This is a genomic window from Paenibacillus sp. J22R98 (genome assembly GCF_059383835.1).
On record NZ_JBXENW010000008.1, the window covers coordinates 209,166 to 222,371 of the forward strand.

The window sequence follows — 13,206 nt, forward strand, 5'->3', positions numbered from 1 at the left end:
GGTTCGGGATTAGTGTTGATGGTTGGTGGTTGGTGGTTGGCGCCGTAATGTGAAATTGTTGTGTGTTCTGCGCCTTCTGCTCCCCGTTGACGCCACCGTAAATCCACACAGCAAAAAGAGGCATCCCAAAAGTCACCCTGCACACTTTTGAGACTGCCCCTTACAATATTTCCGCACGCCTATACGCGTCTTCCGATATAGAGTAAATGCGAGGACATCCCCAGCACCGTCGAATCCCTGGCCATCCGAATGAGCAGTTGAATAAGCTGTCGGTACGTTTCCTCCCCCTGCTCCGACCAATAGCGCCATTGGTCCTCTCCGAGGACAGTGCCCATGTTTGTCGAGCCGATCAATTCCAGCGTCTGAAAGCCATGCGATTCCATAAACGGCCGGATGGCTTCCAGCTCATAAAAGTAAGCTCCTGTGTAACGTCCTTCATCAGCATGATCAAATTTGCCATTCGCTTCGAACGCCTCGATGGCATCCAAGCGATGTAGCGGCTTCCAATGCTCCGGACTCCGCAGCGCAGTCATCACTTGATTAACTCGGCTGCGAAAAGCTACGAATACGACGCCTCCCGGCTTTGTAACTCGGTGAAGCTCGCGGACGGCCTTAGCGCGATCCTCTGCATCCTGCAAATGATACAGCGGACCCATGAGAAGCGTTGCATCATAGCTGCAATCAACCAGTGGAACAAGCTCGCAAGCATTGCAGACATGGAAGCCGCCTGTAAAACGTTCGGCAAGCCCCAGCTCATCGGCTTTAGCCTCAGCAAGTTCAACAAGTGCAGGCGTAAGGTCGGTCAGCGTCAGATCATAGCCTTCAGCAGCCAGAGCCATCGCATATTTGCCAGGGCCGGCCCCATTGTCCAGCACCTGACCGGTAGTCGGCAAATACTGTTTCAGATAATGCATGTTCACCGTGAACTCCAGCGGCTCCCGGTCAAGCCGGCTCCATTCCCGCTCGCCGAAGCCGGTATAATACGCCAGCACACGTTCCCTATTTCCTTGATCTGCCAGCTGTCCCATCACGATTCCACCTCCCGTACGAACCCTTCAGATTGCACGCAAGTAAACGTTAAGTTTCGAGCAAATCTTCTCTACTTCCGCTTCTCCGCCACGCGGGGCATCAGGCCAATTCATGAGGTTCATCGGATTCCGGAAGTTATCCGGCGTACCTGCATACCTGGGGATGAGATGCATATGAAAATGCGGTACACCATCCCCTTGAACGAAGCTGTAAATATGCTCAGCACGCAGTACATCCTTGAGCGCTCGACTAACCTCGTTCACAACAACCCCTACAGCCGCAGCTTCCTGTACGGACAGGTCTCCAAGACCCGGCGTATGTCGTTTCAATTCCACCATGACATAGCCTAAGTAAGTGGTTTGCTCTTCACCCCGAAACCCCATATGACCCACATGTACATGCCCATCCTCATATATGGTGCTCCCTACTGACCGGATGTCGCCACGATGCTTCCGGCAAATAAAGCAGTCTTGAACGTGCTTAGACACCTGTTGCCGCCCCCTCACGAACGAACCTTGAACCTCTATTTTCAATGCATCAGCTGCTCTTCTTCTGAATGAGGTCCTCTACCCCATCTTCATCCTGCACACTCATCAGCAGTTGATTGCAAGCACTCACATAAGCCTCAGCCGCCGCTAAAATAATATCGTTATGCACAGCCGTCCCCGTATAGCGGCGATTGTTATGCACAATGCTGACGATCGCTTCCCCGCGCGCATCTTCGCCCGTCGATAACGAATGCAGCTCCAGATCCTCGAATTCCGCGGTTACCGGGATCGCTTGCTGCAGGCAGTGAATGACGGCTTCCAGCGGCCCTTTGCCCGTTCCTGTCAGCGTGCGCTCCTCTTGCGAATCGCGTTCGCGAATGGTAACCGATGCAATGCGAGAACGCTGCGTCCCCGCAAGCACCTGCAGATCAACAAGTGTATACGGATCATGCTGCGTGTCTGTGGATTCGCTTGCCAACCGGACCAGAACATCGTCAGGCACGATTTTCATCTCATCTGCTTTCTCAATGAAGCGGTTATACACATCCAGCAATTGCTCGTCGTTCAGTTCAATGCCGTAATCAGCCAGGCGATGCTTGATTGCATGACGGCCGGAGTGTTTGCCAAGCACGATCATGCTGCGAGGGATACCCATCGCTTCCGGATCCATAATCTCGTACGTGTTCCGGTTCTTAAGCAGTCCATCCTGATGGATACCCGACTCGTGCTGAAAAGCGTTCCGCCCCACGATTGGCTTATTGTAAGCAATCGGGAAATTCATCGCCCGGCTCACCATCCGCGACGTTTCGTAAATCTCGCTTTGGACGATGCCCGTCTCCGCACCGATCGCCGATTTACGCGTCTCAATCGCCATAACAAGCTCCTCCAGCGAACAGTTCCCGGCACGCTCGCCGATTCCGTTCACTGTCACTTCCACCTGCGTCGCTCCTGCGTTAATCGCAGCTAGGCTGTTGGCTACCGCAAGACCAAGATCATTATGACAGTGTGCGCTGTACTGTACTTTATCCCCGCCTCTTGCACCTGCTCTCACGCTGCGGAACAGCTCGCCGTACTCTTCCGGAAGCGCATAACCGAGCGTATCCGGCAGATTGATGACGGTAGCGCCTTCAGCGATGACAGCCTCAACCATCTCAATGACAAAGTCACGTCCCGAACGGCTTGCGTCCATCGGAGAGAACTCAATTTCGTCCACGAACTGCTTGCCGTAAGCAACCATCTCACGAGCGATGGCCAGCACCTGCTCGCGGGATTTTTTTAATTGGAAATCCAAATGGATGTCCGAGGAGGAGATAAACAGATGCAGACGGCGGCGGGCAGCATCCATCGTAGAGCGGACTGCTGCGTCGATATCGCCTTTGATCGCACGAGCGAATCCAACGATTTCAACACCTTGCAGCTCGCGCGAGATTTGCTGTACAGCGGCGAATTCGCCCGGGCTTGAGATTGGGAATCCAGGCTCGATAATGTCGACGCCGAGCTTTGCCAACTGGCGGGCAAGTACGATCTTCTGCTCGGGACGCAGCGTTGCGCCCGGTGATTGCTCGCCGTCACGAAGGGTGGTGTCGAAGATACGGATGATTTTGTTACCGGATTGGGGTTGTGTTTGGTTATTAATGGTCATAAGGGTTAGCCTCCTAAAGGTTTGGTTTGTTTGGAATAGAATCGGATGGAGAAAACAGAAAAAGCCCGACGTCTCCTGATGAATCAAGAGACGACAGGCTTCGTGAGCATGCCGCGGTACCACTCTAGTTGCCCGGCCTATCGAGGCCGAACCCGCTTATGCAGCATAGATCGCCACCGGTTTGGATGCCGGGCAGCTGCTGCACCTGATGACGGTGGTTAACCGTAACTGAGGTAGGGTATGCGAAGCTGCAAGTAGCAACCTCGCGACATTCCCTCGTTCCGCTCCCAGGCGAGTTTCGGATATCCTTCGGCTGCGTCGCACCACCCCGCAGCTCTCTGCTTTCCCGGATTGTTCCTACTGCTCCTGTTCATCGCGTTTTATCTATTGGTCGTTCATGCGTGTGTCGATATTCCAGTGATTGTGACGGCATCTTTCTTCAAAACCGCTATTTCGGAAAACAAAAAAAGCCTGACGTCTCTTATTCAAGAGACGACAGACTGTTAGGTCCGGCGCGGTACCACCCTTGTTGACGTTCCTTCCCATAAGGAAGCAATGAACGTCCGCTTAAGCATGACGACGATTCTAGAAGTCGAAGCCATGCACCCGATCACGGAGGTCAACCGTAAAGACGTACATGAGCATTCCGTAAGCCTTGGCCTTCGGCCGACTGCGAAGCTCATTTCCGTAAATCCGCTCCCAGGCGAGGTTCAAGCGGCCTTCGACTGCGTTGCACCAACCCGCAGCTCTCTAATCCCGGCTATACGCTTTACTGCTCCTGTTCGTCGCGTTTGTCAGATGTTTGAAGTGTTGTTCCTTATTATATGCCTGTCGGAATCGTCTGTCAATTCGATTTATAAAAATTTAGCGGGATGGATAATTTGAATCGACGCGCGCTTCATGTTGTCGTTGGGGGGGTGAATGAACAAAAAACAACGTTTCCACCAAAGCGGCGGAATTGTGGTTTGTTGGGAAGCTGAGAGTTCGATTGGCACAAAAAAGCTGCCTCCAAACCGTATCATGTACGTTTTGAGGCAGCCTCGTATGGTCATTATTTCTTCTTGTAAATCTTGTACAGCAGCAAGAGGATTCCCCAAGGTACGATATACCGGGTCACCCACTCGAAAGCACGAACCAGCCGCTCTCCGCCGAAGAACTCGTCCCCTCCGCCAACGATCGCGCAGATAAAGATAAAAACGAATAATACGAAGATTGTGCCATAGAAATAGGGCTTCGAATTCACGACAATCAGCTCCCCCATACGTCTACATCCGTAAGCAAATTGCACGAACAGCGTCCGTGGAAAAATGTTAGCTCCGAACCGACCATTCTTCCAGCGACAAGCCCGGCTCAGCCTTCATGTCGAGCGGCGTAAACTCGCTGCGCTTCCACTTCAGGTGCGCTGCTGCGCCGATCATCGCCGCATTGTCCGTGCAAAGCTTAAGCGGCGGAATGAGCAGCGGAATGCCCGCCTCTTGGCAGCGCGCCGTCAAGGCTGCGCGCAAGCCGCCGTTAGCCGCTACACCGCCGCAGAGCAGCAGCTGCTTGGCGCCGACCTCGCGAACGGCGCGAAGCGACTTCGTCACAAGCACGTCGATGACGGATGCTTGGAACCCGCGGGCAAGAGCGGCCTCGCGCGGCGTTTCGCCTTTCATTTTGGCCGAATTGATGGCCGCAAGAACGGCAGATTTCAACCCGCTGAAGCTGAAATCATACGAATCCGGCTCCAGCCATGCCCGTGGCAGCTGGAACTCTTCCTCCGACTGCTGCGCAAGCCTATCGATGTAGGGCCCGCCGGGATAAGGAAAATTCAGCGTGCGCGCCACTTTATCATACGCTTCGCCGACTGCATCATCACGTGTCCTGCCGATGATCCGGAACACGCCTTCGCTCTCCAGAACGACAAGCTCCGTATGACCGCCCGATGCTACGAGCGCAAGGCATGGATATTCAATCTCATGCACCAGCTGGTTGGCATAGATATGCCCTGCGATGTGATGGGTGCCGATTAGCGGGAGGTCAAGCGCCATCGCTAAGCTTTTGGCAGCTACGATTCCAACCAGAAGCGCGCCTACAAGTCCCGGTCCTTGCGTAACCGCAATCGCGGATAGGTCGCGGAACCCCGCTCCGGCTTCCTTCATCGCCTGCTCCATAATGAGCGTGATCGATTCCACATGCTTACGGGATGCAATCTCCGGCACAACGCCGCCGAAACGCTGATGCGTCTCGATCTGGCTCGAAACAATATTGGTTACAATCTCTTTGCCGCCGCGAATAAGCGCGACCGCTGTTTCATCACAGCTTGTTTCTACGGCGAGAATCAGTTCATTTGTAGTCGTCATACATATTCTCCACTTCACCCGAGGCATCCAGTTCAGCCCACATGATGAGCGCATCCTCTTTATTGTCTGAATAATAGCCGGGCCGGATTCCGGACGGTTCAAAGCCAAGTTTTCTGTATAGCCGCTGCGCCACTTCGTTGGATACGCGCACTTCAAGCGTCATTCTCTTCGCACCAAACATGACCGCCGCACGCTGCAGCTCCACCATCAGCTTCTCGCCAAGTCCGCGTCCGCGATACGGTTCGCGCACGGCCACATTAGTCACATGCGCCTCATCCATGATGGTCCACATGCCGCCATAACCAAGGACTTCGCCTTCGTAATCCATCACCATATAGCGGGCAAAATGATTATTAGTCAGCTCGTTAACGAACGCTTCTTCCGTCCACGGCGAAGTGAAGCTCTCTTGCTCTATAGCAACGATCGTCTTCACATCGCTCATCGTCATTAACCGAAAAACAAGCCGGTTGACATCAATGACCGTCACGTTTACCCGCTCCTTCCACCGCGCTCTGCTGCTGCGAAGCCGTCCGTTCCTGCAATTTCACTTCTGCTTCCGTTAACTGCGTGTAATTCGGAATAAAGGTATGCACATCATCGGATTCTCCTGCCGCCAGACGCGAAAGTCCCAGAGCAGCAACGGATCGTCCTTCTAAGATATAAGTGAATGCCGCGACTTCCACCTCAGGGCAAATGTTCCTCAACCTGTCGGCCTCCGCCTCGTGAAGCTGTAATTCACCGACAATCCAAATCGCGGAAGGTCTCGAAGCAACGTCCATCGCCATCACATCTGAAGCGAGCCGGTCTACCCAATCGTGCATCAAACGGATGCCGTCTTTGGCCAGCCGTTTCCATGCCCCCGGGAAGGCAGCTGCCCCTTCAGAGTTGCCTGAAGCAGAAGCCTCAAACGCTCCCGTATACACTTGTCCGCGCCGCGCATCCATAATCGGGACGATCCAAACCGGACGCTCCCCTGCAGAAGCGTTGGCGGTAGCTGTATCCTTGTCTGCTCCCGTTTGCCATGCCCCGTAAGCGAGAGCTTCAAGACTGGACACGCCAACGAGCGGCTTCTGCCATACCCATGCTAAGGTTTTGCCGACGGATACCGCGATTCTCATGCCTGTGTACGAGCCTGGTCCACGGCCGATCGCGATGCCTGCAAGTTCCTCAGGTGCAATGCCGCAATCACTTAGCAGCTCCTTGACGACCGACACCGTATGGACGGAATGATTGCGTTCGGCAAGCGACTGAATGTCGCGCAGCACCTCATCTCCGCGCACGAGTGCGGCAGCGAGCGAAGCGGTTGATGTATCCAGCGCAAGCACAAGCTGTCCTTCCCGGCTGCCCGGCGTAGTAATTTCACTCATCTGATTACGTACTCCTATCTATGATCAATTGCCTGTAATTGTTGACACCAAGCCACATACGGCGCGCCAATGCCTGTAATCGTAATGCGGCGCGCTTCCCCTCCTAAATGCGCAATGTAAAGCTGAAGCCGATCGGGAGGCAACAGCGCCTCAATGAGGCTGGCCCACTCGACAATCGTGACACCTTCACCGAAAAAATAATCGTCCAAACCGAGCTCGTCCGCTTCTTGCTCGGACAGTCGGTACACATCCATATGATAAAGCGGCAATTGCGCCCCTTGATATTCTTTAATGATGGTAAACGTAGGACTGTTCACAACGCCCGGTACGCCGATTCCGGCTGCAAAAGCTTTTGAGAACCGCGTTTTGCCTGCTCCGAGGTCACCGTCTAGCGCCAGTACCGTTCCCGGAACCGCCAGCGCTGCAAGCTTCTCTGCCAATCGAACCGTATCTTCCTCGGTCTCTGCCGTCCAAATCAATTCGTAGCTTTCGTTCATGCTTCGGCCGCTCCTAATTCCCAAAATGATTATATCCGCGCTTCGCAATTGCTTCCCGCAGCACTTCATAGCGCCCCGTTCCGCGCCGATTGCCGGCTCCGCCGATGGCGCTATTGCCGCCGTCCAGGTCGCGGATCAGCTCCACGCCTGCGCCGCCGCCGGCTTCAACCTCGCCGATGATGAACATCGGCAGGCCGGCTTCGGCCAGCTCGGCTTTCGCTGCCCGCGCATCCGCGGCAGCTATCGTGCCGAGCAGCACGTAGTCTTCGCCGCCGTAGAGAATCCACTCCAGTGGATTCACGCCGCAGCCGTGCGCGTAAGCGGTCATGCTGCCGCTGCGCGGCAAGTCCGAGTCGCGGAGCACGATGGTTACGCCCGAAGCCTCGGCGATTTCCCAGGCTTCGCTGGCCAGTCCGTCGCTGACGTCATTCAGCGACGTCACGGTTCCGCGCGCGGCAAGCAGCAGCGCCGCGCGCACCGAAGGCGCCGGCCGGCGGTGCGCCTGCACCAGCGCCGCCGTGCCCGGCGCAGCCGCCACCGGCGGCAAAGGCGGCGAGCCCGCGCGCGCAGCCGCGGCGGCGAGCAGCCCATGCAGACCGGCCGCGGCCATCCCCGCCGCTCCGGTCACGAACACGGCGTCGCCGGGCTGCGCGCCTGCCCGGCGAATCGCCTTGCCGGCCGGGGCGGTGCCCACGACCGTCACGGACACAACCAAGTGCAGCGGCGAACTCGTCGTATCGCCGCCAACCACCGCTACGCCGTAATGCTCGGCGCACGCGTAAAGCCCATCATAGAGCCGGCGCATACGTGCCGGCCCCCATGCCGGCGGCACGCACACGGACACGAGCGCATGCCGGGGCACGCCACCCATCGCCGCGATATCGCTGACGTTCGCGGCCAGCGCCTTCCAGCCGATGTCGGCTTCGCCCATCGTCGCGTCGTTGAAATGGACGGTCTCCACCATCGTGTCGACCGCGAGCAGCCACTCCAGGCTGCCGCCATGCTCACCCGTCGGCAACCCGACGATCGCCGCATCGTCGCCGATCCCTAGCACCACGCCTTGCTTCTCCGCCAGCGCGGACTGATGTTGGCGGTCATCCGTCCAATTTCGAATGCGCTCAAACTCGTCCAGTTTCCCCGCCTCCATTCGCCGGCCGCAGCCTTATTTTCACAGTTAGTTGTCCCTATTATATCGGTCAGCACAAAGACCCGCAACAAAAGCAGGCAAGGCCATGCTTGGTTGCACAGCCTTGCCTGTATGAACGTCTGCGAGCAGACCTGCTTGATTGCTTGGTTAGTGGATGGCTCGCTTCTTAAAGCGGCCGCCCTTCACGTCGTGAATGTTGCCAACCGCGAGGAAGGCTGTCGGATCGAGCTCTTGGACAATGGACTTCATCTTCGCTTCTTCCAGACGCGTAATGACGCAGAAGATGACTCGCTTCGTGCCGCCGGAGAAAGCTCCTTCACCGTGCAAATACGTAACGCCGCGGCCGAGCCGGCTCATGATGGCATCGCCGATTTCCTTGGATTCTTTGCTAATAATCCAGACCGACTTCGATTGATCGATCCCCTCTAAGGTCACATCTATGACTTTAAAGGCAATGTAGTAGGCAATAAGAGAGAACATTGCGCTATCCCACGAGAACACGAAACCCGCGCTCGCCAGGATGAATAAATTGAAAAACATGACAATTTCTCCTACGGAGAACGGTGTTTTCTTCGTGAACAAAATCGCTATAATCTCCGTGCCATCGAGCGATCCCCCTGAACGGATAACAAGACCAACCCCAATACCGAGAATGACGCCGCCGAATACCGGTGCCAGAAACGGGCTGTACGTTAATGCTTTGACCGGATGAAGCAAGGTCGTGCCGATGGACATGATCACAACGCCGTAGAGCGTTGATATCGCAAATGTTTTGCCGATCTGTTTGTAACCGATAACTAGAAACGGCAAGTTGAACAAGAATAGAAATAGACCGAGCGGCAAGTTCGTCAGATGCGCCACAATGATGGAAATACCGACTATTCCGCCATCAATAATGTTGTTTGGTACAAGAAAAATCTCAAGAGCTACGGAAACGAGCGCCGCACCGACGGTGAGTAATACAATCCGCAGCAGCAACTCCAGCTTGGTAAGCTTATAGTGCTGTTTCGCCATACTTTCCCCCCTCTACTGATGAAAACTTAAAAATCAAGCTTATTTATTCATTATACTCCAATTTAGCTCGATTTCCAAGAATAAGCACATCTTTTCGCCATTTATATTTCGTTATGTCTCGGAATCGTCAAATATCGAACGTTTTCATAATAATCTATTTATTTATAAAAAGGATAAGACCCTCGGTATCCAACGTTTAGTCGGTGTCCGAGGGCCTGCTCTAAGTACCGCTTCCTATTCGTCGCCTTCTTCTTTCAAACGGTCAACCGAAACGGTTTGCGTATTGAGCGGGTCTGAACCCACTTGAACGGTTGCCATGCCATTGGCTTCGTCTACATTTTCAATCCACACCGGCTTATCGCCTAAATGAACGGCGAACGTGTCTTTTGAGCTGTAAATCTGCATTGCGCGTTTTGTATCCACTGCTTAATCCCTCGCTTCAGGCTCCATGGTATCCGTGGTGGACTCGGCAATTAACCCGTTGTTCAAGGTCACTTGCCCGCCGCCTAATCCTTCATTCACCATCCGGTCGATGTCCATAAAATAATCATCGCGGCCTTCATGTTTCTTATCGTTGCTGTTCCCAGTAGGGGAATTGCCCGCTTCTACCATTCCATTTGCCTCCTTTAGATGATGATGTTGGCTCTTGCTACACGAAAATATGCCCGAACCAGCTTACTTTCATGCATTCGGGGAACAATGAACTTATAGGACTTTAATCCATTTTAATGTGAGGGGGAAATGAAATGCATACCGTATGGAAAGGGGCCATCAGCTTCGGTCTCGTGCATGTGCCTGTCAAAATGTTTTCAGCCACGGAGGATAAAGATATTTCTCTGAAAATGATTCACCGCGACTGCGGCAGCAACATCTCTTATATCCGCAAATGCCCGACCTGCGACGTTGAAGTCGATTGGGACGCGATCGTTAAAGGCTATGAATATGAGAAAGGCCGCTATGTGCTGTTTGAGAAGGACGAGTTGGAGTCGTTGTCCAGCGATGCGACCAAGACGATCACCATTCTGGATTTCGTCGCGCTGGAGGAGATCGACCCGATTTATTTTCAGAAAACCTACTATCTCTCTCCGGATCAAGCCGGCGGCAACGCCTATAACCTGCTAATGGAAGCGATGCGGCAGTCGGGGCGAATCGGGATTGCCAAAGTGTCGATCCGTTCCAAAAGCTCGCTTGCAGCCATTCGTATCATCGATGATTGCTTAGCGATGGAGACGATTTTCTATCCGGATGAAATCCGCTCCGTCGATCAGGTGCCGGGGCTGCCGGAAACCGTCAATGTGAACGAAAAGGAGCTCATGATGGCGCGCATGCTGATCGAGCAGCTCTCTACCCCGTTCGAGCCGGCCAAATATACCGACGACTATCGGGAGCGCTTGATGGATCTCATCCAGCACAAGATCGCCGGCGAAGACGTACGCGTTGCGCCGGAGCAGCAGCGCACGAATGTGCTTGACCTCATGGCTGCGCTGCAAGCCAGCCTGGAGGCGGTTAAGCTGCCGCCGAATGCGCCCGGCGGCTTGGACACGAATACGGCCGGTGCAGGTGGGGCTGCGGCAGGTGCAGGCGATGCTGCCTCAAATCCTTCAGCTGCTGCCGATGGAACCAGCGAGGTCGTGGCCAAAGTGAAAGCGCCGCGTGCACGCAAAACGAAGAAGGACACGGTGTCATAGGCGATGGAACAGCCGTGGTCCGAGGAATCGCTTCCTGATGTGAGCTTGCATCAGGAAGTTCATTATGAGCAGCCGCTGCCTTTGCCTGTTGAGCCCATGGCCCCGATCTCCGATGATGAGCTCCCAATCGGCAGCGAATGGGGCTATCAGCTTAAATGGGACGGCGTGCGCATCCTTGCTCGATTGAATGGGCATGGGCAGGTGGAGATCTTTTCGCGCAAGCTGTACTTGAAGAACAGTATTTATCCTGAAATCACGTCGCTGCTGGAGTCGAAAGCAGCGGCTCTGGGCCGATGCCTGCTGGATGGCGAAATCGTCTGGTGGGATGGCGTCCGGCCGAATTTTCAACATGTGCTGAAGAGGGAACGATCGCGAGGGCTCTTGAGACAGCCGCAACCTGAGGTTGTTGAGGGCGGTTCAACTATTGGGTCTAATGGCGGTGCGAGTGCGCGGGGCGGGCTCGTCTTGGTGTTGTTCGATATTCTCGCGGATGCCTCCGGCGATTTGCGTGACCTTCCATACGAGGAGCGCCATCGTCGGCTAACCGAGTTATGTCCAGCTGACGATCCGCGCATGTTCGTGACGGATCTTTTTCAGGATGGTGCTGCGTTGTGGGATTGGGTGCAAACGAATAAATGGGAGGGTGTTGTCAGCAAACGGCTGGACAGCCCTTATCGAGAAGGCAAGAAACATCGCGACTGGCTGAAGAAGAAGATCGTCTTAGTCCTCGACGTCGATATTGTCGGACTCAAGTGGCGGGGCGGCATCGTCGCAAGTCTGGTCATGGAGCACGAGGGCTACTATCTGGGGAGTGTGTCGCTGGGGTTAAATGATGCGCTGCGCAGAGTGCTGGCCGCGACTTTTAAGCCGCAGCATTCGCACTTAGCCGTTGTCGCTTGTCCTTTCCCTGCGGTGCCGGAGGATCTGAGGCGTGAGGAGATTCAGTGGCTGTCGCTGCCGTTTAAGTGCCGGGTTTCCGGCCTTGAGCTCACTTCTGCCGGTCAGCTTCGCCATCCGAAGCTCGTGACGTTCCTGCCGAAGGAGCCGCTGTCATGAGCCGTTCTGTCAAAGGTACCGTTGTTGTTGACGGACAGGAACTAACGGTTAGCAACCCTGAGAAACTGTTATGGCCGGAGATGGGAATTACGAAGGCGATATTTTTGCAGCGGCTTGCCGCTCTTTCGCCATGGCTGCTGAAGCATTGCCAGGATCGGTTGTTGACGACCATTCGGTTCCCGGACGGGGTGAATGGGAAATCCTTTTATCAGAAAAACAGCCCATCTCCTGCGCCGGCTTTTGTCGAAACCGTGACCCGGGAGAGCATTAACTACGTGAAGCTGACCTCCCTGCCGGTGCTGCTATGGCTCGGCAATTTGGCCTGTCTCGAATATCACGCTTCCTTCGACCGAGTGAGCAACCCGGAGCATCCGACGGAATGGGTGCTTGATCTGGATCCGACCCTTGAAGAGGAGCCGCGTATTATGGAAGCCGCACTGCTCGTCGGGGATCTGCTGCGCTCGCTCGGCATATCCTCTGTGCCTAAGACGTCAGGTGCTACAGGTGTGCAGGTCATTATTCCGATCGTGCAGGATCTCACTTTCGATGAGCTGCGCCGGATCGGTGAGTTTGTCGGCGCTTTTCTCTCTGACAAGCACCCCCGCCTATTCACCATCGAACGGCTGAAAAAGAACCGCGGCGACCTGATCTACATCGACTATCTGCAGCACTATCAAGGCAAAACCATCATCGCCCCCTACTCCCCACGCGCTCGCCGAGCCGCCAGCGTATCCACACCGCTCCACTGGGATGAAGTGCGCCGTAACGTCGCGATCGCCGACTACAACCTGCTGAACATCGAGGCTCGGCTGCACAAGGAAGGCGACCTGCTGGACACGGTCGCCCCGCAGTCGCTCCGCTCGATATTGCAGTTTATCGGCGGCGGGAAACGCTGAGCGATTGAGTTATCCTAAATTGGCTAACGAAATAAAAAAC

General features: G+C 55.0%; 16 protein-coding genes. 4 read left to right on the forward strand and 12 right to left on the reverse strand.

Annotated features, from left to right (window positions below; genetic code table 11):
• Window positions 1-179: 179 nt before the first annotated feature.
• Genes AC50Y3_RS22015 through AC50Y3_RS22025 form a run of 3 tightly spaced genes read right to left on the reverse strand, consistent with a single transcriptional unit; the run spans window position 180 to window position 3,159 of the window.
• A complete protein-coding gene (locus tag AC50Y3_RS22015; RefSeq protein ID WP_494820985.1) occupies window positions 180-1,028 on the reverse strand; it encodes a class I SAM-dependent methyltransferase in 849 nt (282 codons plus the stop codon).
• A gap of 27 nt (window positions 1,029-1,055) precedes the next feature.
• Window positions 1,056-1,517, reverse strand: coding sequence for an HIT family protein (locus AC50Y3_RS22020; protein ID WP_494820866.1), 462 nt, complete (start codon window positions 1,515-1,517; stop codon window positions 1,056-1,058).
• Window positions 1,518-1,566: 49 nt separating this feature from the next.
• Window positions 1,567-3,159, reverse strand: a complete 1,593-nt coding sequence (locus AC50Y3_RS22025; RefSeq protein ID WP_494820867.1) for a 2-isopropylmalate synthase — start codon at window positions 3,157-3,159, stop codon at window positions 1,567-1,569.
• 555 nt (window positions 3,160-3,714) lie between these two features.
• Here AC50Y3_RS22025 and AC50Y3_RS22030 point away from each other — a divergent pair.
• Entirely contained in the window at window positions 3,715-4,044 is a 330-nt protein-coding gene (locus tag AC50Y3_RS22030) for a hypothetical protein (protein WP_494820868.1), read from the forward strand.
• Between the two features lie 166 nt (window positions 4,045-4,210).
• Here the strand turns inward: AC50Y3_RS22030 and AC50Y3_RS22035 are convergent, their stop codons facing one another.
• From AC50Y3_RS22035 to AC50Y3_RS22075, 9 genes are all read right to left on the reverse strand, one after another.
• On the reverse strand, window positions 4,211-4,420 hold the full coding sequence (locus tag AC50Y3_RS22035; RefSeq protein WP_494820869.1) for a hypothetical protein: 210 nt from the start codon (window positions 4,418-4,420) through the stop codon (window positions 4,211-4,213).
• A gap of 49 nt (window positions 4,421-4,469) precedes the next feature.
• Window positions 4,470-5,501, reverse strand: a complete 1,032-nt coding sequence (gene tsaD / locus AC50Y3_RS22040; RefSeq protein ID WP_494820870.1) for a tRNA (adenosine(37)-N6)-threonylcarbamoyltransferase complex transferase subunit TsaD — start codon at window positions 5,499-5,501, stop codon at window positions 4,470-4,472.
• A complete protein-coding gene (gene rimI, locus AC50Y3_RS22045; RefSeq protein WP_494820871.1) occupies window positions 5,485-5,988 on the reverse strand; it encodes a ribosomal protein S18-alanine N-acetyltransferase in 504 nt (167 codons plus the stop codon). Before rimI ends, tsaD begins: the two co-directional genes overlap by 17 nt.
• On the reverse strand, window positions 5,975-6,868 hold the full coding sequence (tsaB, locus tag AC50Y3_RS22050; RefSeq protein ID WP_494820872.1) for a tRNA (adenosine(37)-N6)-threonylcarbamoyltransferase complex dimerization subunit type 1 TsaB: 894 nt from the start codon (window positions 6,866-6,868) through the stop codon (window positions 5,975-5,977). The genes rimI and tsaB overlap by 14 nt, the downstream gene beginning before the upstream one ends.
• A gap of 14 nt (window positions 6,869-6,882) precedes the next feature.
• Entirely contained in the window at window positions 6,883-7,365 is a 483-nt protein-coding gene (gene tsaE / locus AC50Y3_RS22055) for a tRNA (adenosine(37)-N6)-threonylcarbamoyltransferase complex ATPase subunit type 1 TsaE (RefSeq protein WP_494820873.1), read from the reverse strand.
• Between the two features lie 13 nt (window positions 7,366-7,378).
• On the reverse strand, window positions 7,379-8,512 hold the full coding sequence (gene thiL / locus AC50Y3_RS22060; protein ID WP_494820874.1) for a thiamine-phosphate kinase: 1,134 nt from the start codon (window positions 8,510-8,512) through the stop codon (window positions 7,379-7,381).
• Between the two features lie 147 nt (window positions 8,513-8,659).
• Window positions 8,660-9,526 carry a YitT family protein gene (locus AC50Y3_RS22065; RefSeq protein WP_494820875.1) on the reverse strand — a complete coding sequence of 289 codons (867 nt, stop codon included), beginning with the start codon at window positions 9,524-9,526 and terminating at the stop codon, window positions 8,660-8,662.
• Window positions 9,527-9,760: 234 nt separating this feature from the next.
• A complete protein-coding gene (locus tag AC50Y3_RS22070) occupies window positions 9,761-9,949 on the reverse strand; it encodes an H-type small acid-soluble spore protein (protein WP_090984223.1) in 189 nt (62 codons plus the stop codon).
• Window positions 9,950-9,952: 3 nt separating this feature from the next.
• On the reverse strand, window positions 9,953-10,138 hold the full coding sequence (locus tag AC50Y3_RS22075) for a hypothetical protein (RefSeq protein ID WP_494820876.1): 186 nt from the start codon (window positions 10,136-10,138) through the stop codon (window positions 9,953-9,955).
• A gap of 134 nt (window positions 10,139-10,272) precedes the next feature.
• Here AC50Y3_RS22075 and ku point away from each other — a divergent pair, with 134 nt between their 5' ends.
• Genes ku through ligD form a run of 3 tightly spaced genes read left to right on the forward strand, consistent with a single transcriptional unit; the run spans window position 10,273 to window position 13,166 of the window.
• The gene (gene ku / locus AC50Y3_RS22080) at window positions 10,273-11,214 is read left to right on the forward strand and encodes a non-homologous end joining protein Ku (protein WP_494820877.1); all 942 of its coding nucleotides are present in this window, start codon (window positions 10,273-10,275) and stop codon (window positions 11,212-11,214) included.
• Window positions 11,215-11,217: 3 nt separating this feature from the next.
• A complete protein-coding gene (locus tag AC50Y3_RS22085) occupies window positions 11,218-12,270 on the forward strand; it encodes an ATP-dependent DNA ligase (RefSeq protein WP_494820878.1) in 1,053 nt (350 codons plus the stop codon).
• On the forward strand, window positions 12,267-13,166 hold the full coding sequence (gene ligD, locus AC50Y3_RS22090) for a non-homologous end-joining DNA ligase (RefSeq protein WP_494820879.1): 900 nt from the start codon (window positions 12,267-12,269) through the stop codon (window positions 13,164-13,166). Before AC50Y3_RS22085 ends, ligD begins: the two co-directional genes overlap by 4 nt.
• Window positions 13,167-13,206 lie beyond the last annotated feature (40 nt).